Below are 22922 nucleotides of genomic sequence, written 5' to 3'. Positions count from 1 at the left end.
CCACCATCGAAGGTCTGATTTTTTTCTAGCACAGGCCCCCCACTCGGATGACCCGCTCCAACTTCGAACTAGCAAAAGGCCCTTTTTCGGCGAACGACAACTTTCAAGAACTTCGAGCCAAGTTCCAGACTGATGCCGGCTCCAAAACTCTGCAAATTCCTCGGGATTCCTTGCAGGTTAGGGACCATACAGGCCATCGGTCCGAACAGCCGGCCTCTTATATGGTTTCAGGCGCGGACGAGTTGGAGCAGCAGCATGGGATGGTATCCCTGGCCAGCTCAGACAGATTCGCAGGCTGGACCAGGAAGACGAAAATCGGCCGACGCAAGGTGACGAGGGAGTTGAGGCTGCCCGCCGTCCGAGATCTGAACTCCGCCTGGCACCACGCCAGAATGATCGGTCACCCGGTGAACAGGTTCATCACCTTCCGACCCGATGACATCAATGAGCAGAACCCTGAGCAACGGATCGCGACATGGTCGGCATGGCGGAACAAGCTGGCGCAGTTCGCTCGCGATCACCGCTTCGATTTCACCTGCCTATGGACCAGAGAGTCGGAGCGCCACTCGGGGCGTAACGAACACCTTCACGTCTTGATGCACATACCGCCAGCCCTCCATCGACGGTTCGATGACCTGGTTAGGAGCTGGTGTGGTCACACCGACGAGATCGATGTCCGGAGATGTAGCTATCAGACCAGACGAAACAAAAAGGGCGGCGACGAGAGCGTTTTGACCTACGTCTCGAAGAACAGTCCTCAGGCAGGGCGATATCTCGGCCGCAGGATCCAGTTGGGCGGTCCGATCTTCGGCAAGCGTTATGGTCTGTCGAGGAACCTGGATGCACGCGCTCGTGCCCGACATGAAGTCACCGGCGGTCTCAGGCGGGACCTCGGCTTGGCGTCGATCACCGGGGGCGATGCCACACCTCCTCAAGCTGCGAATGATCACCAGCTGGAGCGGACCCGCCGTACCGCCGCTTAGGAGGACCGCTGATGCGTTCGGGTGGCCGGAGCTAGGGTTCACGCTTCGTTCGCTCCAGACGCATCAGCGGCTATCCTAATGATTTCTAGAGGCATTTGGCCTCGGCCTGCTCCATTGCGCATTGGATTAAAAGGGCAATTTGTTTTCCCTGGCCCAGGCAGTGCATTGGCCTAGCCGAAAATACATTGTGAAATCAACAAGTTACATGACGTCTCTGCGCCGTCGACGGCGACCGAAATTCGCTGCATTTCGCTCTCAGTTCTCCGTAACAGCCTGCACCTATTGACATTTCTTAGAAAATCTTTACAGTGTAAAGATGTCGGACCACCGACGACCCGCCCATCCCGCCGGCCCTGTCCGGCTCGAAAACCCACCTGGAGACCCCAATGCAGGACATCGATCTAGACCTGCTCCGAAACGAACCCACCACCACCATCGGCGTCGTGTTCCCCCGTTCGATGGCCGATGCCGTCGAAGAATGCGCCAAGTCCGAGTTGATCTCACGATCGTCCTGGCTGCGCCGCGTCGTGCTCGCCGCCTTGCAGGGGAAGGGCGCATGACCGAGGTCATTGCAGGCCGCATGAACACGGCAACCGCCCTGCGCCAGCTCCTCGACCTCCATGGGCTCGCGCTCACGCAGGAGGGCGAGGACGCTCTCGTCGAACACCTCAAGGACCGGTTGGTGTTGAACCGCCGTCTCGGCGGCGGCCATGAGATGAAATATCTGGATCAGGACGGCTCGGAAGCCGACCTGACGACCTACTTGGCCGGCCTCTATCAGGACGAGGAAACCAAGAGGTTCTTCGCCAGCTCCGGCAAGCCCATCGCGTTGCCGCAGGGCGCGTCGCTGCTGACCCAGAACCCCTTCAGCAAGCGGAGCTGGAACGTAACGCAGCAGATGCTGCTCTATCGTGATGATCCGCGGTATGCGGAACAGCTGGAGCGTCACGCGGCTGCCGAACCGTACGTTAGGGACGACGGCGACAGGGAGAATCCCTATAGCCGTGCGGGCTTCAACCTCACCCGGCAGATGCTCTTGGAGCGGAACGACCCGGAACGTGCGGACTCGCTGCGCCGTGCAGCTGGAGCGGCATGAAATGAACCGAACCGCATCCGCCTGCTCAGTTAAGGGGTGGTCGTACCGCCAGGAGCGAGCGAGCATCATCCGCGATAGCAAAAAGGCATCTGACGAGATCAGGGCGGCCCGTGCCGCTCTGCTCGCACGCAAGGACCTCGAACGGCAGCACGAGCAGGCCATCGCTCGCGTGGCCGGTGCCCGAGTCCGCCTGGAGACGTTCGATCCCGAGAGCCATAAGCTCGTCCTTGCCGAGGCAGTCCGAGAGGCCGAACGTGTTGCCGCAGCACTCCAGGACGGAACGCCAAGCTCTACTCCTCCAAAGAAGGGCAAGTGACCTTCAGCCGTCGCAGGTCGCAGGAGGCCCATCTCCTGCGACCTATTCGGCCGCCTGCACCGTAGAGCTGGCTGTAACCCCTGGAACCTGCACTTTGTTCACGAACGGGGCTTTCCGTTCGGCGGTGTAATGGCGGTACTTGTCCGCCTCTGTTTTCTTCCCGTGCCCCATGATCGAGTCCGCCATGCTGTCAGGCACGCCCAAAGCGCCAAGCTCCGTTTTGAACCAGTGCCTAAACCCATGGTTCGGCGCCTTGCGCGGGTCCTGGAATCCCTCTTGCGATCGAATCCAGGCCCCGAGGCGATTGCACACGCTCTTCGAAGCGTGCTTTCTGTTCCGATCGCCGGAGGTCCGGCTGTAGAAGAGCGGCCCGTCCCCGCGGTCCGAAACAAACCTCAGGAACCCCTCGTCGATGATCGCCTGATGGATCGGAGTGTCTCGTTCACTCCAGTGGTTCTTCAGCCGGCCACCATCACTTGCGGGCTTGATCTGCATCACCCACACGTTTCCGACCTTCTTGACGTTCGAGCCCCAGAGCTGCGCGACCTCTCCGACCCGAGAGCCGCTGAGTGCAACAAGCCAGGGTAACCACCGCAAGATCGGCTTCTGTTGCTGCCTCGCGAGCTTGAGCAGCTGTCCGACCTCCTCCGTGGTATAGGGAAGCTGCGAGTCACCTGCCTGACCACGGGTGCTCATGGATACCTTCTCGGCCACGTTTTCAGCGAGCCGATGATTCTGCACTTCGTAATTCAGCAGCCTCTTGATGCAAGCCAGATAGCTGTCGTTGATGGTCTTCGCCGTTAGGCCCTTCTCGACGAGGTCGTCCTTCCAACTGACGATATCTGCCCTCGTCAGCCGCTCAACCTCGTCGTGCCCGACGAAGGCCATCAGCGAAGCGACATGCCCCTTCCAGTTCGAGACGCTGCTGGGCGACGGCTGCGTCTCACCTCGCCATTGCTCGAACACCTGTGGCAGGGTGCGGCTGGATCGGTACCGCGGGTAGCTCTCTCGATAGATGTCAGGGCGGTAGTCACCGACCGCGTTCTGTTTGAGCTGACGCGGTCCCGTGTCTCCGGCCTTCGCGATCGCGACCAGGAGCCGCTTCCTAGTCGCATAATCTACGCGCAGGCATTGCTGGGCCAGGACCCAATTGCAAAGCAGCCCATACCTGCGCTCCAGACCCTCTTCGCCGTCCGTCAATCTGGGAAGCGCGTTGATGCCGGCCGTGAGATCGTCCCCAAATTCGTCAATTGCCAGCTGCTGCTCGTTCGGCATCTGGCCGGGGATGATCGGCGGGACATCCACCAAGCGCCCCTCCCGCACGGCTCTGTTCACCGCCTTGTGCGCAATCCAATCCGCTCGTTCGCCTGGGTCTTGCTGAAACGACTCCACGTAGAGGTCATGAACGAGGCCAGCGAGCGCCATGATCTGCATGAGGTTGAGCCGTTTCGGCTCCGACCTCTTGGCGGCCCAGACCTTCGCTAATTGCGCCAAGGCTTGGGTTTTTCGAATCTCAGCCACCGCCGCGTTGCGGGTGCGCAGCGAGAGCTTCACGACGGCCCCAATACGAGCCTGCGTCTCAAAACCAGGATCGTCCATGCAGCGGTCGAAGACAAACATCAGGCGGTCGTCATCGAGAACGCGAAGGACATCAGCAGGTGTCCGCACCCTGAAATTCCAGTGCGAGGAATCAGTGTCGAGGTAGATGTGAGTCATTCGATAGCTCATACGCGCTGTGTCCCGGTTTTGTGTACCGGTCAGCGGCTCAAATACCCTGCAAATGAGCGATTTCAACCACTTGGGTTGGGGGTGGTGCCCAGGAAAGGACTCGAACCTTCACGGCCGTTAAGCCACTGGCACCTGAAGCCAGCGCGTCTACCAATTCCACCACCTGGGCATGCCGTTTGGGGCACGGAGGCGGTTACTACGGTTCGGTGACGCGGTTGTCAAATGCTGCTTGGCACCTGCGCGGCGATGCGGATTGCGCATCGCAAACCGGCCCGATACAAGCCTGATAACACGCACTCTTTCCGCAGGAATGGACCCAAGGAATGGATCCCATGGCATCGAATCTGGAAACTCTCGTCACGGTTTTCGGCGGATCGGGGTTTTTGGGCCGGAATGTCGTCCGCGCGCTGTGCCGACGGGATTACCGGGTCCGGGTCGCGGTGCGGCGGCCGGAACTGGCCGGGTACCTCCAGCCCTCCGGCAAGGTCGGGCAAGTCCACACCGTGCAGGCGAATCTGCGCTATCCGGCGTCGGTCGAGGCGGCGCTGCGTGATTCGCATGTCGTGATCAATCTGGTCGGCATCCTCACCGAGGGCGGCGCGCAGAGCTTTGACGCCGTCCAGGCCAGAGGCGCCGAGACCGTCGCCAAGGCGGCGGCCGCCGCCGGCGCGCGCCTCGTGCATGTCTCCGCGATCGGCGCCGATGCGGAATCGCCCTCGCGCTATGCCAAGGCCAAGGCGGCCGGCGAGGCGGCGGTGCTGGCCGCGGTGCCCTCGGCGACCATCTTCCGTCCCTCCGTGATGTTCGGCCCCGAGGACCAGTTCACCAACCGCTTTGCCGCGCTGGCGCGGATGTCGCCGGTGCTGCCGCTGATCGGCGCCGAGACCAGGATGCAGCCGGTCTATGTCGGCGACGTCGCCACCGCGATCGCGGATGCGGTCGACGGCAAGGCCAAGGCAGGCGCGACCTACGAGCTCGGCGGGCCGGAAGTGCTGACCATGCGCGAGATCATCGAGGCCATTTTGGCCATCACCGACCGCAAGCGGGCGCTGGTCCCGCTGTCGTTCGGCCTTGCTCGCTTCCAGGCCAACTTCCTGCAATTCGCGCCGGGTGCGCTGAAGCTTACGCCGGACCAGGTCACGCTGCTCGAGCACGACAATGTCGTGTCGGAGGCGGCCAAGGCGGCGGGGCTGACGCTGGAAGGCCTCGGCATTGCCGGGGATTCGCTGGAGGCCATCGCCCCGCAATATCTCTGGCGTTTTCGCGCGGCCGGGCAGTTCCAGCGAATGAGCGTTTGAGGTTTTTCTTCACCTCGCCCCGCCTGCGGGGAGAGGTCGGATCGCTCTTGCGATCCGGGTGAGGGGGTACAGGTCCCTCGGCAGTTGTATGCGCGGAGAGAGGCCCCTCACCCCAACCCTCTCCCCGTAAGAACGGGGCGAGGGAGTGCACCGCCGACGTGGCCGCAGTGCGAACCGTCAAGCCTCAAAACTTCAGCTTCTTGAACACCGCTTCGGGCAGCGTCTTGATGATCAGCATCACGAGACGCCATTTGCCGCTGACATAGACGACGTCGGTCTTCTTCTCGACGGCGTTGAGGATCGCATCGCCGACGACCGGCGCCTCGACGGTGAGCGGGCCGATCAGCTTCATGCCTTCCGTCATTTTGGTGCGGACGAAGCCGGGCTTCACCGTAACGACGTGAACGCCGCCGCGGCTGGCGCGGGCGCGCAGGCCCGACAGGAAGGCGGAGAAGCCTGCCTTCGCCGAGCCGTAGACATAGTTGGAGGCACGGCCGCGATCGCCGGCGACCGAGGACACGCCGACAATCGTGCCACTGCCGCGCGCCAAAAATTTCTCCGCGAACAGGCCGAGAATCAGCGAGGGGCCCTCGTAGTTCGAGCGCATGATCGTGGTGGCATGCGCAAGGTCGCTTTCGGCATTTTGCTGCACGCCCAGCAGGCCGACGATCGAGATGACGACATCAGGCAACGCTGCAAGGCCGCTCACAAATCCCTCGAACGAAGCGGTATCGAGCACATCGAATGTGTGGAGGCCAACCTCGACATTGTAGCGCGCGCGCAGATCGGCGGCGTCAGGCTCCAGTGCGGCGACGTCACGGCCCGCGAGGGCGACATCGTATCCGGCCTTGGCAAAGGCGCGCGCGGCGGCGCGGCCGATATCGGAGGAGCCACCGAGCACAATTGCGGACTTGCGTGACGTCACGGCTTAAACCTCATCGAACAGGCGTTGTGAAAGTTTTGAGCGGATGGTCCCGGCGGGATCGAGCGATTTGCGGATTGCGTTGAAGCGCCGCAAGGCCGGATAGCCGGCTTCGAATGTGGCGCGCGACTGGCGTGCATCCTTGGCCAGATAAAGCCGGCCGCCGGCGGCGACGACCAGGCGGTCGATCTCGTCGAGGAAATTCAGGATGTCGCCCTTCACCGGGAAATCCAGCGCCAGCGTGTAGCCGGGCAGCGGGAACGACAGGATGCCGTCGCCCTGGCCAAGTTTCTTGAGCACCGCGAGGAAGGAGGCATCGCCGCGCCGGGCGACGCGATCGAGGATCTCGCCGAGCACGGCGCGGGCGCCCAGCTCCGGGATCACGCATTGATGCTGGAGGAAGCCGCGCCGGCCGTAGATGCGGTTCCAGTCACTGATGCTGTCGAGCGGGAAGAAATACGGGTAGAGCGAGACCACATGGCTGCCGCCGGCGCGCCGCGCGCCCATGCGGTAATAGAGCTCGTTGAAGGCGCGGATGCTGTAGCGGTTCAGCGTCATCGACGGCAGGTCGACGGGCACCGCGAGGCCGGGATTTTTGCCGACGGGAAATGCACCGGCGCCGTCGGCAAGTTCGTCTGTCCCTGCGTGCTCGCCGAGATAGATCAGCGAGCGGCCGAGTTCACTGCCGCGCGCGGCACAATCGATCCAGGCCACCGAATAGGTCGCGGAATCGCCCGCATCGAGCGCGCGCATCGCGGAGTCGAGATCGGATGCGGAGATCACCCGCTCGCGGATCCACCCCGTTTCGACCGGTCGTAGCCGCATCGTCGCCTCGAGGATCACCCCGGTGAGGCCCATGCCGCCGACGGTCGCGAAGAAGGCATCGGAATTCTGCTCGCGCGAGGCCTCGATGGTCTCGCCCTGCCCGGTGCGCAGCAAAATGCTGTCGACATAGCGGCCGAAACCGCCCTCGCAATGATGGTTCTTGCCATGGACGTCGGCAGCGATGGCACCGCCAACCGAGACGAAGCGCGTTCCGGGTACGACGAAAGGCAGGAAACCGCGCGGACCAAAGGTGTCGATCAGGTCCGACAGCAGCACGCCGGCTTCGAGGCGGATGCGCCCGGTCACGGGATCGAACGACCGGACCCGGTCGAACCCCGTCATCGCGATGGTTCTTGCGGCGCCGATCGCGGCATCGCCATAGGCGCGGCCATTGCCCCTGGCCACGGAGCCCGTCACCACGGCTTCGCCCACGGCCTCGAACGACCGCGGCCGCAGCAGCTCGCTATCGACGACCGGGAAACGCCCCCAGCCGCTGACGAGGGTCATGGCTCAGCTCCTGTGCCGGGCGCGCGCCGCCCTGCTCTGGAAACTGCCTACCGATCAAAAGCTTATATTGCGTTGAGGCGCGTCAGTGAGTTTTCGAGAGGTTAACGGCCGAGCGCCAGCGCGATCAGGCCGAGCGTGCCGACGATGACGCGCCACCAGGCGAACACCGCGAAGCCGTGGCGGGTGACGTAGCTCAAGAACGTCTTCACCACGATGATCGCGGTGATGAACGACACCACGAAGCCGATCGCGACGATGCCCATGTGGTCCATCGTCATCTCGGAGCGGTTCTTGTAGAAATCGTAGGCGAACGCGCCGATCATGGTGGGGATGGCGAGGAAGAACGAGAACTCCGCCGCCGCGCGCTTGTCGGCGCCCAGAAACATCGCGGCGACGATGCTGGCGCCGGAGCGCGACACGCCCGGGATCATCGCGATGCACTGCGCGATGCCGATATAGAGATACATCAGCAGCGGAAAGCGGGTGGCGTCATGCTCGCGCGCCTTGAGATCGAGCCGATCGACCCACAGCAGGATGGCGCCGCCGACGATCAGCGAGAAGCACACGACCCACGGATTGAACAGCAGGCTCTTGATGTATTTGCCGGCGACAAGACCGACGATGACCGCGGGCAGGAACGCCACCAGCACGCCGATCACGAAGCGGCGCGCATAGGCATCGCCGGTGAACATGCCGATCGCGACGTCCCACAATTTCTTGAAGTACAGCACGACGATCGCGAGGATCGCACCAAGCTGGATCAGAACGGTAAACGAATCCCAGAAGGCGCCTTCGCCGAGATGGAAGAAGCGCTCCGCGAGCAGAAGGTGGCCGGTCGAGGACACGGGAAGGAACTCGGTCACACCCTCGATGATGCCGAGGATCACTGCCCGTATTGCGTCTGACATATTTACGGTCCATTTCCGCTGGAAAAGCGGGGCTCTTCTCGCCTATTCGTCCTGCTCTCGCAATCGCAAAATGCGACGTCACGCCCTTGCCTCGCGGTTTTGAAGGACTAGTGTGGCGCCGCACAAACATTGATGGATTCTTAATCACCATCAAATAGTCAAAGGCTTCATGTTTACGCTGTTTCATCATCCGTTCTGCCCGCATTCGCGTTTCATCCGCCTGATCGCGGGAGAATACGGGCTCGAATTGCGGCTGGTCGAAGAACGCAGCTGGGAGCGGCGCGAGGCATTTCTGCTGCTCAATGCGGCCGGCACCACGCCCGTCCTGGTGGACAAGGAACAATCGCCCATACCGGGCGCCGCGATCATCGCCGAATATGTCGATGAGGCCTACGGCGCCGACATGGGACCGAAGCGCCTGATGCCGGAAACGGTCGCCGAGCGCATCGAGGTGCGCCGGCTGATGGCCTGGTTCAACGAAAAATTCTTCGAGGAGGTCTCGCATCCTCTGGTCACCGAGCGCATCTACAAGCGCTTCATGAGCGAGGAGAACGGCGGCGGCGCACCCTCGGCCGACGTGATGCGAGCCGCCAAGGCCAACGTGCGCTATCATCTGGCCTATATCGGCTGGCTGGCGCAGACGCGGAACTTCCTCGCCGGCGACCGGCTCACCTACGCGGACCTCGCCGCCGCGGCGCATCTCTCGGCGATCGACTATCTGGGCGACGTGCCATGGAGCGAGGACGACGCAGCAAAGGCGTGGTACGCGCGGGTGAAATCCCGCCCGTCGTTCCGTCCGCTGCTGAGCGAATGGCTGGCGGGCGTGCCGGCATCGCGGACCTACGTGGACCTCGACTTCTGAACTCGGATCCGACCGAATTGAAGGCGGCGCTTGCAAACGAGGCACGCGCGCTCGGCTTCGACTGCATCGGCATCACCGCATCCGGCACGATCGAAAACGCCGGAAAGCATTTTCTCGAATTCATCGCCTCGGGCGGCCATGGCGACATGGACTGGCTTGCAGCACACCCCGAGCGCCGCGTCGATCCGCGCGGGCTGTGGCAGGACGTACGCAGCGTCATCATGCTCGGCGTCAATTACGGGCCCGACCAGGATCCGCTCGCGATCCTGCAGCAGCGCACGCGCGCGGCGATCTCGGTCTATGCGCAGGGCGACGACTACCACGATCTCATCAAGAAGCGCCTGAAGGCGCTGGCGCGCTGGCTGGTCGCGACCGCGCCATCGGACGTCAAGGTGTTTGTCGACACCGCGGCGGTGATGGAGAAGCCGTTGGCGCAGGCCGCACATCTTGGCTGGCAGGGCAAGCACACCAATCTCGTCTCGCGCGAGTTCGGCTCCTGGCTATTCCTCGGTGCGATCTACACGACGCTCGAGCTGCCGCGCGACGACGCCGAGATCGATCATTGCGGCTCATGCCAGGCGTGCCTCGACATCTGCCCGACGTCGGCGTTTCCGGCGCCCTACAAGCTCGATGCGCGGCGCTGCATCTCGTATCTCACCATCGAGAACAAGGGACCGATCCCGCGCGAATTTCGCAAGGCCATCGGCAACCGCATCTATGGCTGCGACGATTGCCTTGCGGCCTGTCCCTGGAACAAGTTCGCGCAGGAGGGACGCGAGGCAAAGCTCTCCGCGCGCGACGAATTGCGCGCGCCGTCGCTCGCCGAACTCGCACGGCTCGACGACGCCGCGTTTCGCGCGCTGTTCACGAAGTCGCCGGTCAAGCGCATCGGCCGCGACCGGTTTTTGCGGAATGTGCTGATCGCGATTGGTAACTCCGGTGAGGCGATGCTGGCGGAGGAGGCGCGGCGATTGCTCGGCGATGAGAGCGCTTTGGTGCGTGGCGCTGCGGTGTGGGCGCTGGAGCAGCTGGTGTCGCGGGAAGAGTTCGATGCAATGAAGTCCGCGGCGGCGAGCATAGAGCGTGACGAAAGCGTGCGTGAGGAGTGGCAGGCCGCTTCCCAACTCTCCACTGTCATGCCCCGCGAAAGCGGGGCATCCAGTACGCCGCGGCCTCTCGATTGAAGCACAATCGTCTCGGAGTACTGGATCGCCCGGTCAAGCCGGGCGATGACACCGTTGTTATGGTGAGAGCGCTTCGCGCCTCCTCACCCTGAGGATTGGGGGACCTTGATTTCCTCACGCGTTTCCTCAAAGTCGCGCGTCATGACAAACATGCCTTTCTTCACCCGCGACGGCGATACATTCCATCCGACGGAAGTGGCCAACGGACCCTGGGATCCGAAATCGCTGCACGGACGCGTCATCGTCGGGCTGCTCGGCTTCGCCATCGAGGAGCGCCATTCCGGCCCTGAATTCGTCCCGGCGCGGCTCACGGTCGACATGTTTCGGCTGCCGACCATCGACAAGCCGATCGAGGTAACGACGCGGCTGGTGCGCGACGGACTACGCATTCGCGTGGTCGAGGCCGAATTTGTCTCCGGCGGCGTCAGCATGGCGCGTGCCTCGTGCCAGCTGCTGCGCAAAACGCAGAATCCGGACGGCAGCGTCTGGTCGCCGCCGAACTGGGACGTGCCGAAGCCGGATGACATTCCCAAGCCGACCGATCCCAGGCTCGGCATGAACGGCAAATGGACGACGCGGCCGATCGTCGGCCATATGGGCTCGCTCGGTCCGCGCCGGCTCTGGATGAGCGAGGTGCGCGAGCTCGTGGCTGGCGTGCCGATGACGCCGTTCGTGCATGTCGCTGTCGGCGCCGATTTCGCAAGCCCCTTTGCCAACGCCGGCGACAAGGGGCTCGGCTACATCAACAGCGACGTCACGATCTATCTGCATCGGCTGCCAGTGACGAACTGGATCGGCTTCGACGTGGTCAATCACCAGGCGACCGATGGTGTCGCGATCGGCGAATGCTGGCTCTACGACGAGCAAGGCCCGATCGGCACCGCCACGGTCGCCGCGCTGGCACAGCGCAAGCCGATGGCGAATCCGTCGAAGCGGTAGTCGTTACTGTCATTCCGGGGCGCGCGTAGCGCGAGCCCGGAATCCATAACCACGATCGGGAGTATGGATTCTCAGGTGCGCAATTAGCTCGCGCCAAGTGGCGCGCCCCGGAATGACGAAAGGAGAGAGAGCCCCGCGCCTACGCCAGATGCCGCTTCATCTCCGGCCGCGCTTTCAGCTCGACGCCCTGCTTGCCGACGATCTTCGCAATCCGTTCCGGCGCAAACTTCAGATCGACGAACGCCGGCGCGGTGTTGGCGACCTCGTGATAGCTCACGATCTTGCCGTCGCGCAGCGTCATGATCGCGACGCCCTCGAACATCGCCCGCGCGCCGTTCGCTTCCGGCAGGGTCGAGCGATAACTGAAGGTGTATCGCGCATAGAGCGTGGTGCCGTCGGTTACGGGATCATGCATGTCCCAGCGGAAATCGGTCGCCGTGCGATAGAACCAGTCGTCGACCATCGCTGCGATCTTTTCGCGGCCTTCGAAGGCACCGTAGAAGACGTCGTGATAGACGCCGTCCTCGGTGAACAGGTCGGCAAACGCACGACCGTTGCGCTGCTCGAGGGCGTCGCAGAAGGCGCGCAGCATCGAGGTGGTGGTCATTGTATTTGCCTCCCAGTGTTTCTTGTTGTGCCCTCTCCCCTTGTGGGAGAGGGCAGCTCCGCTCGTTGACACGCATTCACTTGGGTGAGGGGTCTGTCTCCGCGAGTCCAACTCTCATTCGGACGTGCAGAGACAACCCCTCATCCGGCGCTTCGCGCCACCTTCCCCCACAAGGGGGGAAGGAAGAAAACTCTCACCCGATCTCGGCCACCGCGGCAAGAATGCGGGCGATGTCCTGCGGGCGGGAGAGGCGGTGATCGCCGTCCTGGATCATGGTGAGCACGACGTCGTCGGCCGGCAGGCGATGCGTCAGCGCGAAGGCGTGCTGCCAGGGCACATCCGGATCCTGCGCGCCCTGGAGGATGCGGACGGGGCAGCCGAGATCGATGGCGCTGCCGAGCAGCAAATGATTGCGGCCCTCCTCGATCAGATTCCGCGTGATCGGATAGGGCGAGCCATCGCCATAGTCCGACGGCCGCAGCCAGAAGCCCTTGGTCTCGATTTCTTTCTTCACCGCGGGCGAAAAATTCTTCCACATCAGCTCCTCGGTGAAGTCGGGCGCCGGCGCGATCAGCACCAGGCCCGCAAGCGACGCTTGACTGGCCCGCTTCCTGATCTCGCGCGCGAGCAGCAGCGCCATCCAGCCGCCCATGGAGGAACCGATCAGAACCTGCGGGCCATCGCAGAACCGCTCGAACACCGCCACGCTGTCCTCGAGCCAGCTTCCGATGGTTCCATCGGCGAAATCGCCGCCGGATTCGCCATGGCCGGAGTAATCGAACCGGACCGCGGCGCGGCCATGGTCCGCGGCCCAGGCATCCAGCGCCACGGCCTTGCTGCCCTGCATGTCCGACTTGAACCCGCCGAGCCAGACCAGTCCGGGTCCTCGACCGGCGCGGCTGCGCACCGCGATCCTGCGTGCGGACGGGCCCTCGCCCACATCGATGAAGCCGAGCACGGCTTCAGGAATTGCATTGCTCATGGAACGTTTACTCTGGTTGTTCGGTTTGAACTGTCTGGATGCGTTCCGAGGCCCAGCCCAGCATCGCTATTGCCCTTTGGGACGCTTGCGGAACAGAAGCAAGGTGTCTATGTCCTGCAGCGTGCCCATGGGCGTGACCAAAATGCCTCGCATTTGAGGCTTTTTCGCCTCCCGCACGCGACTTGCTTGCCCGCAAACGCATCTTCCTTCAGACTAGCCGCCTCTTTCACAATTTTGGAGAACCACCCATTCGCCGTCCCAATAAAGCCCCGCCCGTTGCCAGCAAAGACGGGCCGCGCATCAATGATGATATTCGCAATGCGCAAATCCAGCTGATCGATCAGACCGGTGACAACAAGGGCACGGTCGAAACCGTCATGGCCATCCGCATGGCCCAGGAAGCTGGCATGGATCTGGTCGAGATTTCGCCGAATGTCAGCCCTCCCGTCTGCAAGATCATGGACTACGGGAAGTACAAGTATTCCGCCCAGAAAAAGGCCGCCGAAGCCCGCAAGCGGCAGAAGATCGTCGAGATCAAGGAGATCAAGCTCCGCCCGATGATCGACGACCACGATTACGACGTGAAGATGCGCGCGATGCAGCGGTTCTTCGAAGAGGGTGACAAGGTCAAGATCACGCTGCGCTATCGCGGCCGCGAAATGGCGCACCAGGAGATCGGCACCAAGCTTCTGGACAAGATCAAGAACGACGTCGCCGAGCTCGCCAAGGTCGAGCAGGACGCCAGGTTCGAGGGCCGTCAGGTCGTCATGGTGCTGGCGCCGCGCTGACGTCCGTTTTTCAGGACTGAGAGTTCAACGGCCCGTCCGGATTTCCGGCGGGCCGTTTGTGTATCAGGACCGAGTCGCATGCCAGATGCCGCTGCAGCGGTCGCCGGAAATGATGCCGTTCCAGGAGCCTGCACCGGCCACCCCGCCGAGCCGGCCGCCTCCACTGGCGTGGGACGCGCCGACCGAGACCTGGACCGCGACGGCGCCGCCGCGACGAACCGTGCCGGAGACCCGGCCGCCGCCGGCGGATGACACCCGGCCGCCGGTGACGGTGAAGGGGACGCTGTAACCGGAACTGCAATTGCCCCGCGTGGTGGCGAAAGTGACATTCCAGATGCCGTCATAGCTGCCGATACGGGCGTCGGCGGTCGAGGGCAGCATGGCCGTGGCCAGCACGGCAAGCAGCGCCAGGCGGCGCGGGCGGGCGAGGTCCGTCAAGGACGAAAGCGATCGGGGAAAATGGGCCATTTTGGTCTTGCTCCAGGCAACATGGCTTGGACATATGGGTGGTAACTCCGAATAGTCGCCAGGCAGGTTTCGGCGGTTCAGCGTTGCCATTTGGCTTGTCCTCTGTCATAAGCCCAGCCTTCATCGCCCGGCTGATTAAGGGCTGCCGTGGCGGTGTCCGTGCGGGTTTCGCGCTTGTTCGTAAAACCTGAGCACAATCAACGCTCTAACGAGCATTTTTGACGGCCAGCCGCCTTCGCGGGCGGATTTATGTGGCCATTAGGAGAGCCAAATGCCCAAGCTGAAGACCAAATCGGGCGCTAAAAAGCGCTTCAAGGTGACTGCTACCGGCAAAGTGATGCACGCCCAGCGCGGCAAGCGTCACGGCATGATCAAACGGACGAAGAAGCAGATCCGTCAGCTGCGCGGCACTCGCGTGCTGTTCAAGACCGACGGCGACAACGTCAAGAAGTACTTCTTGCCGAACGCCTGATCGCGTCCAAGATCGTCGAAGATCATTGCCACCTCCGCCGCGCTCGCGCGGCGATCCGAAAACCAAGTCATCTCTGAAGGATTTTGTCATGTCTCGCGTCAAACGCGGTGTGACCGCCCACGCCAAGCACAAGAAAGTCTACAAGGCCGCCAAGGGCTTCTATGGCCGCCGCAAGAACACCATCCGCGCCGCCAAGCCGGCCGTGGAAAAGGCCCAGCAGTACGCGTTCCGTGATCGCAAGCGCAAGAAGCGGACTTTCCGCGCGCTCTGGATCCAGCGTCTCAACGCCGCTGTGCGTCCGTTCGGCCTGACCTACAGCCGATTTATCGACGGTCTCGCCAAGTCGGGCATCACCGTGGACCGCAAGGTGCTGTCGGATCTCGCGATCCACGAGCCTGCGTCGTTCCAGGCGATCGCCGAGAAGGCCAAGGCTGCGCTGGCCGCCTAAGCGGCTGCTTCAGAGCAAGCCCAGCACTAATGGCCGGCTCCGCCGGCCTTCAGCGCACGTCGCGAGTAACGCTGGGCGACCTCCGCCCGGCAGAAGGCCGTGGCCGAGATATACATGGTGCCGGACTTGTTCCGGTACTTCCGGTCGCAGACCCGCAACTCGCGCTGATAGCTGAGCTTCTGCGGCGTTCTCAGCCGGCCGACAAAATCGGCCTCGCACTTCTTCTCGACCGCTTCGCCGAATTGCACGTCGCCGCTGGCGCCGTATGCGCAAGCATCGAACAGCGTCATGGCACGGTCGCAGCTCGGCGCCGCGTTCAGGACCGCGATGATGTCATCCATCGACGTCGATTTGGCCGGGCATTCCTCCGCGGCGTGAGCCGCGCTCCCCAAAAGAACCAAGCTCAAGCCGACCACCCAGGATCGTAAACGCATCGTCTTCTCCCTCGACTTCAGGTTGGTGCCAGCCATGCCTATAGGGTTCAAATGCCCTGCATTTACGACGGCTATACGGCTTGACGTTCCGGCCCGGCTGCGGCCACAACCGGCAGCGTTTTGAAAGGATCCGACAGTGTCCGACCTCGCCAGTCTCGTCCAATCCATCCTCGCGCAGATCAGTGCTGCCGGGGACGAAGCCGCCCTCGAAGCCGTCCGCGTCGCGTCCCTCGGCAAGAAGGGCTCGATCTCCGCCTTGCTTGCGACACTCGGCAAGATGTCGCCGGACGAGCGCAAGACGCAAGGCGCCGCGATCAACCAGGCCAAGGACGAGGTCACCCAGGCCCTCGCCGCGCGGCGCGACGTGCTGAAGTCGGCGGCGCTCGATGCGCGGCTCGCATCCGAGACCATCGACGTCACCCTGCCGCTGCGCGATGCGCCGACTGAAGCCGGCCGCATCCATCCGCTGAGCCAGGTCTGGGACGAGTTGACGACGATCTTCGCCGACATGGGATTCTCGGTCGCGGAAGGCCCCGACATCGAGACCGACGACTACAACTTCACCAAGCTGAATTTCCCGGAAGGCCATCCCGCCCGCGAGATGCACGACACCTTCTTCTTCCATCCGAAGGAGGACGGCTCGCGCATGCTGCTGCGAACCCACACCTCGCCGGTGCAGGTGCGCACCATGCTGAGCCAGAAACCGCCGATCCGCGTGATCTGCCCGGGCCGCACCTACCGCATCGATTCGGACGCGACCCACACGCCGCAATTCCACCAGGTCGAGGGCCTCGTCATCGACAAGCACTCGCATCTCGGCCACCTCAAGTGGATCCTGCACGAGTTCTGCAAGGCGTTCTTCGAGGTCGACCACATCAACATGCGCTTCCGGCCGTCGTTCTTCCCGTTCACCGAGCCGTCGCTGGAAGTCGACATCCAGTGCCGCCGCGACAAGGGCGAGATCCGGTTCGGCGAGGGCGAGGACTGGCTCGAGATTCTCGGCTGCGGCATGGTGCATCCGAACGTGCTGCGCGCCTGCGGCATCGATCCCGACGAGTACCAGGGCTTTGCCTGGGGCATGGGCATCGACCGCATCGCCATGCTGAAATACGGCATCGCCGATTTGCGCCAGCTGTTCGACAGCGACGTCCGCTGGCTGTCCCATTACGGCTTCAAGCCGCTCGAAGTGCCGACGCTTGCGGGAGGACTGAGCTCGTGAAATTCACCCTCTCCTGGCTGAAGGATCATCTCGACACCGACGAGCCCCTGGAAAAGCTCGCCGACAAGCTGACCATGATCGGGCTCGAGGTCGAGAACATCGAGGACAAGGCGAAGGCGCTGAAGCCGTTCACCATCGCGAAGGTGATCTCGGCCGAGCAGCATCCGAATGCGGATCGCCTGCGCGTCTGCATGGTCGACACCGGCGATGGTGGCGCACCGGTGCAGGTCGTGTGCGGCGCGCCGAATGCGCGCACGGGCCTGGTTAGCGTGTTCTCGCCGCCGGGGACCTACATTCCCGGCAAGGACATCACGCTCGGTGTCGGCACCATCCGTGGCGTCGAGAGCCGCGGCATGCTGTGCTCGGCGGCCGAACTCCAGATCTCCAACGACCATGACGGCATCATGGAATTGCCGGCGGATGCGCCGATCGGCGCTGCTTACGCCGCATGGGCGGGCCTCGGCGATCCCGTGGTCGAGATCAATCTGACGCCGAACCGGCAGGACTGCACCGGCGTACACGGCATCGCGCGCGATCTCGCCGCCGCCGACATGGGCAAGTTCAAGGACCCCACGATCAAGCCGATCAAGGGTGAATTCCCGTGCCCCGTGAAGGTCACGGTCGAGGACGCCACGCTGTGTCCGGGTTTCGCGCTGCGCCTGGTGCGCGGGGTGAAGAACGGGCCGTCGCCGGAATGGCTGCAGAAGCGGCTGACCGCGATCGGGCTGCGTCCGATCAATGCGCTGGTCGACATCACCAACTTCATGACCTACGACCGCGCCCGCCCGCTGCACGTGTTCGACGCCAAGAAGGTGAAGGGCAATCTCGTCGTGCGCCGCGCCCGCGATGGCGAGACGCTGCTGGCGCTCGACGGCCGCACCTACAATCTCGATCCCGCCATCTGCGTAATCGCGGATGAGCACGGCGTCGAATCGCTCGCCGGCATCATGGGCGGCGAAGCCTCGGGCTGCGACGAGAACACCACCGACGTGCTGATCGAATCGGCGCTGTGGAACGAGATCAACATCGCCCAGACCGGCCGCAAGCTCGGCATCAATTCGGACGCGCGCTACCGCTTCGAGCGCGGCGTCGATCCAGCCTTCATGGTGCCGGGGCTGGAGCTCGCGACCAAGCTCGTGATGGAGATGTGCGGCGGCGCGCCGTCCGAGAACGTCGTGGTCGGCAAGGCTTTCGGCGACGACCGCGTGATCGATTTTCCGGTCACTGAGGTCAAGCGGCTGTCCGGCATCGAGGTGCCGCAGCCGGAGATGAAGCGCATCCTGACCCATCTCGGCTTCATGATGGCCGGCCCGGGTCCGGTGGTGAAGGTCGCGGTGCCCTCGTGGCGCACCGATGTGCATGGCAAGGCCGACATCGTCGAGGAGATCGTGCGCATCTACGGCGTCGACAAGGTGCCGATGACGCCGTTCGAGCGCGGCGAGGACGCGCGCAAGCCGGTGCTTACGCCGCTGCAGCTCCGCACCCGTCGCGCCAGGCGCGCACTGGCGAGCCGCGGCATCATCGAAGCGGTGACCTGGTCCTTCATCACGAAGTCTGCAGCAACCCTGTTCGGCGGCGGCCAGCGCGAGCTCGAAGTGGCCAACCCGATCGCCTCGGATCTCTCCGACATGCGGCCGACGCTGTTGGCGGGCCTGATCGCGGCGGCGCAGGCCAATGCCGATCGCGGCTTCGGCGATGTCGCGCTGTTCGAGGTCGGCCAGGTGTTCAAGGGCGACCGCCCGCAGGATCAGTTCATGGCGGCCAGCGGCGTGCGCCGCGGCTTTGCTTCGTCCGAAGGTCTGGGACGACATTGGTCGGGTTCGGCGCAGGCCGAACTGTTCGACGCCAAGGCCGACGCGCTCGCGGTGCTTGCCGTTGCCGGTGCACCGATGCAGGCGCTGCAGATCGTCGCGGGCGGACCAGCCTGGCTGCATCCGGGTCGCTCGGGCACGATCCAGATCGGCCCGCAGAACGTGCTCGGCTATTTCGGCGAGATGCATCCGCGCGCGCTCGAGGCGCTCGGTGCCGATGGCCCGCTGATGGTGTTTGAGGTGATCCTGGATCGCATCCCCGAGGCGAAGAAGAAGCCGACCCGCGCCAAGCCCGTGATCGAGCTGTCGGCCTTCCAGCCTGTGTCGCGCGACTTCGCCTTCATTGTCGACCGCACGGTCAAGGCCGGCGACATCGTTCGCGCCGCCCAAGGCGTCGACAAGAAGCTGATCACCGGCGTGAATGTCTTCGACGTCTACGAGGGCAAGGGCATCGATGACGGCAAGAAGTCGATCGCGATCGCCGTGACGATCCAGCCGCGCGAGAAGACGCTGACCGATCAGGAGATCGAGGCCGTCGCCGGGAAGATCGTGGCGGAAGTCACGAAGAAGACCGGCGGCGTCTTGCGCGGATGACCCTTGCGGATGTTCTTCCGAAGGACGTCAGCCTCACCATTGCGATGGCGCTCTGCGCCGTCGCTTTCGTTTCAGGTACCGCGCGCGGGTTCTCCGGCTTCGGCTCGGCGCTGATCTTCATGCCGCTGGCGAGCAGCATCGCGGCGCCGCGTCTCGTTGCCGCGCTGCTCCTCGTGATCGATTTCGTCGCGGCCCTGCCGCTACTGCCCGACGCGTGGCGGAAGGCGGACCGCAAGGCCACCGCGGTGATCGTGCTGGGCGCGCTGGTCGGCGTACCGGTCGGCACCTATTTCCTCAGCGTGCTGGAGCCCGTCACCACGCGCTGGATCATCTCCTGCTTCGTCGCTGCGCTGCTGCTGCTGCTGCTGTCGGGCTGGCGCTATCGCGGCAAGGACCACGCCTGGCTCTCGGTCGGCATCGGCGGCCTCTCGGGCTTCTGTAGCGGTCTGGCGCAGACCGGCGGCCCGCCGATCGTCGGCTACTGGCTCGGCCGCCCCATCGCGCCGATCGTCGCGCGCGCCAATATCGTGCTGTTCTTCGGCGCGTCGGATTTCTTCTCGATGGTCAGCTACGCGACGACCGGCCTGATCTCACGCGAATCGCTGGTGCTGTCGCTGATCGTCGGCCCGGTCTATGCGATAGGCGTCGCGTTCGGTGCGTCGCTGTTCGGCCGCGCCAGCGAAAAAGTGTTTCGCGCGATTTGCTACGGTCTGATCGCGATGGCGGTGATCGCGGGGCTGCCGGTGCTGGACGGGATTTTGCGGTAAGCTCCGCTGTCGTCCCTGCGAAAGCAGGGACCCATACCGCGTGATTTGTCGATAAGCGCAGGTGGCAGTACCTACCAAGGACCCCTAACTGCTAGCTTTCGCCAAACCACTCCCTGTGGTTATGGGTCCCTGCGTTCGCAGGGACGACAGCGGAGTGTTTGGCGACTTAATTGCCCTGCTGCCGCGGCGCGCGGCGCTTCTTCATCGACTGCGTCGGCACGTCGGCCGACTCGTCCTTGAGCGCGCCGATCTTGCGCAAGGCCGCATCGGCTGCGCGCTCGCCGCTTTCCCAGGCGCCGTCGACGGTGCCCCACAGCGTCTCGTGCGTGGCTTCGCCGGCGAGGAACATGTTGCCGATCGGCTCGGTCAGGATTTTTCGCGAGAGCTGCCCGCCGGGCGAGGCCGCCGACATCGCGCCCATCACGAAGGGCGAGGCGTTCCAGCGCGTCGCGGTGGTCTTCTGCACGGCGGCCGCAGCCTCGCTGCCAAACAGCTTCGTGATCCATTCCCTGGCGAAGGCGACCATCGCCTTCTCGCCCTGCTCGGAGAGATCGCGGCCGAACGAGCCGCCGACATCGATCGAACATAGTGAAGAGCCGCCGATATTGGCGAGCATCAGCGCTGTGCGCGTCGAATTGCTCTGCTCGATGAGGATGTCGTCGCGCGAGAGCCCCAGCGGATTACCCGGCAGTTGCAGCACAATGCGATCGTAGCTGCCGAGCGTGAGCTTTGACGCCGCATCGAGCGTGCGCTTGGGAATATCAGGCCCGAACTTGATCGCGCCCGACGTCAGCACATTGGTCGAGACCGTGACGATGGCGGCGCGTGCGGCGATCCTGCCGGATGGCGTCTCCACGCTGACATCGCGATTGCTCCAGACAATTCTGCTCACCGGCGTCGACAGCGCCACCGGCGCCTGTTCGCCCAGCCTGGTGATCAGGGTCCCCAGGCCCTGGCGGCAGGCAATCGCGGTGTTGCGGTCCTGCGCACGCGCCTTGTCGATCGCCGAGAGCTCCTTGAGGTCTTTGCCCGCAAAGCTCGCACCGAGCACGAATTCGGCCGCACCGGCCCAGTCGCCGAGATCCTTCGGCAGCACCGAGGCGCAGGCCGTATCCAGCTTGCCGCGCCCGGCCTCGTCGATGGCGCGGTTGGCGCGCACCAGCGCCGCCAGGAACTGTTCGGTCTCGCCCGCGCGCGCATTGCGGCGGCCGATACGCATCTTCTGGCCGGTCGGCGCCGGCAGCACGTCGAGCCCGGCACTGCGCGCCAGCCGGATCATCGGATTGGTCTCGGGATTGTGCATCCAGCGCGCGCCGCGATCGAACGGCACGTCGAAGGTCGTGCTGTCCGTGATACAGCGGCCGCCGATCCGGGATGCCGCTTCCACGACCACGACCTTGCGGTTGGCGGCCATGATGCGCCGCGCCGCGGCAATTCCGGCCGCCCCCGCGCCGATCACGACGATGTCGGCCTCGCGCGGCAGGGGTGCGGCAGTCGCGCGCAGGACCGGCATCGCGGCAAGAGCCGCCGACGCCGATAGGAAGCTGCGGCGCGTGATTGTCATGTCATGGTTTCCGGGAACTTGCGGCGAACGGGAACAGCCCGCGAACCTTGCTGCATCTGGTGTTGCACGGCAACCATCATGGTGAATCAATCGTGCTTGATCTCACAGAGTGATGAACCGAATTGCAACACGTTTCGACCATGATAGAGAAGGGAAAAAGACGGCCGGAAAAGGCCGTGGGGGGAGTTTGAAATGGGGACGGTTCTGGACTCAGTCGGCAAGCTGATTGCCGCGTACCTCTCGAAGGAGGTGCCGGGCTACGAGCCGTTCACGCCGAGCGACCCGGAGCACCTGCGCGGCGTCATCGAGCCCGGCGACGTGCTGCTGGTCGAGGGCAACAACCGCATCTCCGGCATCATCAAATATCTGACGCAGTCGACCTGGTCCCATGCCGCGCTCTATGTCGGTCCGGTCGAGGGCGCCGTGGAGCCCAACGGCGAGCCGCATGTGCTGATCGAGGCCAATATCGGCGAGGGCGTCACCTCGGCGCCGCTGTCGAAATATTTCCCGTATCACACCCGTGTCTGCCGCCCGGTCGGGCTGTCCTATGAGGACCGCACCACGGTCTGCCGCTATGCGATCAACCGCATCGGCTTCGGCTATGACACCAAGAACATCGTCGACCTGATGCGCTTCCTGTTCCCGTTGCCGATCCCGCAACGCTGGCGGCGGCGCATGATCTCGATCGGTTCGGGCGATCCGACAAAAATCATCTGCTCGGCGCTGATCGCGCAGGCCTTCGATGCCGTGCGCTATCCGATCCTGCCGAAGATCACCAAGGCCGGCAGCCGCGCAGCCCGCCGCGAGATCCTGCACATCCGCGATTCCTCGCTCTACATGCCCCGCGACTTCGACATCTCGCCCTATTTCGAAGTCGTCAAACCCACCATCGTGCACGGCTTCGACTACACCGCGCTGCACTGGGCCGACAAGCAGAAGCCGCTCGAGGAGGTAGCGGGCACATTCAGTGTGTTTCCAGAAACGCTCAGTGCGCCGCCGCTCGTTCCTGAGACGGTTGACGAAGAAGCGCCGACTGAAGTTCCGGCTGAAGAAGTGAGCGCGCAGCCCGCGGAGATGGGCGCCATCTGCTCCGAGCATTTTGTGCTGTTGAACGAACTGGCGATGTACCGCGCGCGGGGACGCGCGCAGGAGATGGCGGCGTAGCTAATGCGCCTGCTGTCGTCCCGGCGGACGCCGGGA

General features: G+C 63.9%; 24 protein-coding genes and 1 tRNA gene. 15 read left to right on the top strand and 10 right to left on the bottom strand.

Annotation, left to right across the window (positions count from 1 at the left end):
* Nucleotides 1–47: 47 nt before the first annotated feature.
* The 4 genes from AC1DW2_RS13625 to AC1DW2_RS13610 all read left to right on the top strand — a co-directional run bounded on the left by AC1DW2_RS13625 (nucleotide 48) and on the right by AC1DW2_RS13610 (nucleotide 2395).
* Entirely contained in the window at nucleotides 48–983 is a 936-nt protein-coding gene (locus tag AC1DW2_RS13625; protein ID WP_477006306.1) for a hypothetical protein, read from the top strand.
* Nucleotides 984–1369: 386 nt separating this feature from the next.
* Nucleotides 1370–1543: a hypothetical protein gene (locus AC1DW2_RS13620; RefSeq protein ID WP_477006305.1), complete on the top strand. Its 174-nt coding sequence runs from the start codon at nucleotides 1370–1372 to the stop codon at nucleotides 1541–1543.
* Nucleotides 1540–2079 (top strand): hypothetical protein, encoded by a 540-nt coding sequence (locus tag AC1DW2_RS13615; protein WP_477006304.1) that lies wholly within the window; start codon nucleotides 1540–1542, stop codon nucleotides 2077–2079. The genes AC1DW2_RS13620 and AC1DW2_RS13615 overlap by 4 nt, the downstream gene beginning before the upstream one ends.
* Before the next feature lies 1 nt (nucleotide 2080).
* Nucleotides 2081–2395: a hypothetical protein gene (locus tag AC1DW2_RS13610; protein WP_477006303.1), complete on the top strand. Its 315-nt coding sequence runs from the start codon at nucleotides 2081–2083 to the stop codon at nucleotides 2393–2395.
* 42 nt (nucleotides 2396–2437) lie between these two features.
* Here AC1DW2_RS13610 and AC1DW2_RS13605 read toward each other — a convergent pair whose 3' ends face one another.
* A complete protein-coding gene (locus tag AC1DW2_RS13605) occupies nucleotides 2438–4111 on the bottom strand; it encodes a tyrosine-type recombinase/integrase (RefSeq protein WP_477006302.1) in 1674 nt (557 codons plus the stop codon).
* Between the two features lie 94 nt (nucleotides 4112–4205).
* Nucleotides 4206–4292, bottom strand: a tRNA-Leu gene (locus AC1DW2_RS13600).
* 163 nt (nucleotides 4293–4455) lie between these two features.
* Here AC1DW2_RS13600 and AC1DW2_RS13595 point away from each other — a divergent pair.
* Nucleotides 4456–5421, top strand: coding sequence for a complex I NDUFA9 subunit family protein (locus AC1DW2_RS13595; RefSeq protein WP_477006301.1), 966 nt, complete (start codon nucleotides 4456–4458; stop codon nucleotides 5419–5421).
* 184 nt (nucleotides 5422–5605) lie between these two features.
* On the opposite strand, the gene AC1DW2_RS13590 is transcribed toward AC1DW2_RS13595, so the two are convergent.
* From AC1DW2_RS13590 to AC1DW2_RS13580, 3 genes are all read right to left on the bottom strand, one after another.
* Nucleotides 5606–6346, bottom strand: a complete 741-nt coding sequence (locus AC1DW2_RS13590; RefSeq protein ID WP_477006300.1) for an SDR family oxidoreductase — start codon at nucleotides 6344–6346, stop codon at nucleotides 5606–5608.
* Nucleotides 6347–6349: 3 nt separating this feature from the next.
* The gene (locus AC1DW2_RS13585) at nucleotides 6350–7675 is read right to left on the bottom strand and encodes an FAD-binding oxidoreductase (RefSeq protein ID WP_477006299.1); all 1326 of its coding nucleotides are present in this window, start codon (nucleotides 7673–7675) and stop codon (nucleotides 6350–6352) included.
* A gap of 101 nt (nucleotides 7676–7776) precedes the next feature.
* Nucleotides 7777–8583, bottom strand: a complete 807-nt coding sequence (locus AC1DW2_RS13580; RefSeq protein ID WP_063980219.1) for an undecaprenyl-diphosphate phosphatase — start codon at nucleotides 8581–8583, stop codon at nucleotides 7777–7779.
* A gap of 169 nt (nucleotides 8584–8752) precedes the next feature.
* On the opposite strand from AC1DW2_RS13580, the gene AC1DW2_RS13575 reads away from it, so the two are divergent.
* The 3 genes from AC1DW2_RS13575 (at nucleotide 8753) to AC1DW2_RS13565 (ending at nucleotide 11568) form a co-directional block, all read left to right on the top strand.
* On the top strand, nucleotides 8753–9445 hold the full coding sequence (locus AC1DW2_RS13575; RefSeq protein WP_014490874.1) for a glutathione S-transferase family protein: 693 nt from the start codon (nucleotides 8753–8755) through the stop codon (nucleotides 9443–9445).
* Nucleotides 9394–10629, top strand: coding sequence for a tRNA epoxyqueuosine(34) reductase QueG (gene queG, locus AC1DW2_RS13570; protein ID WP_477006298.1), 1236 nt, complete (start codon nucleotides 9394–9396; stop codon nucleotides 10627–10629). Before AC1DW2_RS13575 ends, queG begins: the two co-directional genes overlap by 52 nt.
* 141 nt (nucleotides 10630–10770) lie before the next feature.
* Complete coding sequence (locus AC1DW2_RS13565; RefSeq protein WP_477006297.1) at nucleotides 10771–11568, top strand: acyl-CoA thioesterase domain-containing protein; 798 nt, start codon at nucleotides 10771–10773, stop codon at nucleotides 11566–11568.
* A gap of 139 nt (nucleotides 11569–11707) precedes the next feature.
* Here AC1DW2_RS13565 and AC1DW2_RS13560 read toward each other — a convergent pair whose 3' ends face one another.
* Nucleotides 11708–12175: a nuclear transport factor 2 family protein gene (locus AC1DW2_RS13560; protein WP_477006296.1), complete on the bottom strand. Its 468-nt coding sequence runs from the start codon at nucleotides 12173–12175 to the stop codon at nucleotides 11708–11710.
* 193 nt (nucleotides 12176–12368) lie between these two features.
* Nucleotides 12369–13157, bottom strand: coding sequence for an alpha/beta hydrolase (locus AC1DW2_RS13555; protein ID WP_477006295.1), 789 nt, complete (start codon nucleotides 13155–13157; stop codon nucleotides 12369–12371).
* Between the two features lie 248 nt (nucleotides 13158–13405).
* Here AC1DW2_RS13555 and infC point away from each other — a divergent pair, with 248 nt between their 5' ends.
* Complete coding sequence (gene infC / locus AC1DW2_RS13550) at nucleotides 13406–13945, top strand: translation initiation factor IF-3 (RefSeq protein ID WP_071917037.1); 540 nt, start codon at nucleotides 13406–13408, stop codon at nucleotides 13943–13945.
* 63 nt (nucleotides 13946–14008) lie between these two features.
* Here the strand turns inward: infC and AC1DW2_RS13545 are convergent, their stop codons facing one another.
* Complete coding sequence (locus tag AC1DW2_RS13545; RefSeq protein WP_085404991.1) at nucleotides 14009–14413, bottom strand: hypothetical protein; 405 nt, start codon at nucleotides 14411–14413, stop codon at nucleotides 14009–14011.
* A 271-nt stretch (nucleotides 14414–14684) separates the two neighbouring features.
* Between AC1DW2_RS13545 and rpmI the strand changes: the two genes are divergently transcribed.
* Entirely contained in the window at nucleotides 14685–14885 is a 201-nt protein-coding gene (gene rpmI, locus AC1DW2_RS13540) for a 50S ribosomal protein L35 (protein WP_008539890.1), read from the top strand.
* Nucleotides 14886–14973: 88 nt separating this feature from the next.
* The gene (rplT, locus tag AC1DW2_RS13535; protein ID WP_014490867.1) at nucleotides 14974–15333 is read left to right on the top strand and encodes a 50S ribosomal protein L20; all 360 of its coding nucleotides are present in this window, start codon (nucleotides 14974–14976) and stop codon (nucleotides 15331–15333) included.
* Nucleotides 15334–15359: 26 nt separating this feature from the next.
* Here the strand turns inward: rplT and AC1DW2_RS13530 are convergent, their stop codons facing one another.
* On the bottom strand, nucleotides 15360–15767 hold the full coding sequence (locus AC1DW2_RS13530; protein WP_063985967.1) for a hypothetical protein: 408 nt from the start codon (nucleotides 15765–15767) through the stop codon (nucleotides 15360–15362).
* Nucleotides 15768–15903: 136 nt separating this feature from the next.
* On the opposite strand from AC1DW2_RS13530, the gene pheS reads away from it, so the two are divergent.
* Genes pheS through AC1DW2_RS13515 form a run of 3 tightly spaced genes read left to right on the top strand, consistent with a single transcriptional unit; the run spans nucleotide 15904 to nucleotide 20158 of the window.
* Nucleotides 15904–16986 (top strand): phenylalanine--tRNA ligase subunit alpha, encoded by a 1083-nt coding sequence (pheS, locus tag AC1DW2_RS13525; protein ID WP_038932708.1) that lies wholly within the window; start codon nucleotides 15904–15906, stop codon nucleotides 16984–16986.
* Nucleotides 16983–19391 (top strand): phenylalanine--tRNA ligase subunit beta, encoded by a 2409-nt coding sequence (pheT, locus tag AC1DW2_RS13520; RefSeq protein ID WP_477006294.1) that lies wholly within the window; start codon nucleotides 16983–16985, stop codon nucleotides 19389–19391. The genes pheS and pheT overlap by 4 nt, the downstream gene beginning before the upstream one ends.
* Complete coding sequence (locus AC1DW2_RS13515) at nucleotides 19388–20158, top strand: sulfite exporter TauE/SafE family protein (RefSeq protein WP_477006293.1); 771 nt, start codon at nucleotides 19388–19390, stop codon at nucleotides 20156–20158. Before pheT ends, AC1DW2_RS13515 begins: the two co-directional genes overlap by 4 nt.
* A 166-nt stretch (nucleotides 20159–20324) precedes the next feature.
* On the opposite strand, the gene AC1DW2_RS13510 is transcribed toward AC1DW2_RS13515, so the two are convergent.
* Nucleotides 20325–21722: a flavin monoamine oxidase family protein gene (locus tag AC1DW2_RS13510; protein WP_477006292.1), complete on the bottom strand. Its 1398-nt coding sequence runs from the start codon at nucleotides 21720–21722 to the stop codon at nucleotides 20325–20327.
* 192 nt (nucleotides 21723–21914) lie between these two features.
* On the opposite strand from AC1DW2_RS13510, the gene AC1DW2_RS13505 reads away from it, so the two are divergent.
* On the top strand, nucleotides 21915–22886 hold the full coding sequence (locus AC1DW2_RS13505; RefSeq protein ID WP_354177348.1) for a YiiX/YebB-like N1pC/P60 family cysteine hydrolase: 972 nt from the start codon (nucleotides 21915–21917) through the stop codon (nucleotides 22884–22886).
* Nucleotides 22887–22922 lie beyond the last annotated feature (36 nt).

Source organism: Bradyrhizobium sp. P3_C3 (assembly GCF_056402655.1).
Note: the sequence above shows the minus strand (reverse complement) of the source record. Positions and strands in the feature narration are given on the sequence as shown.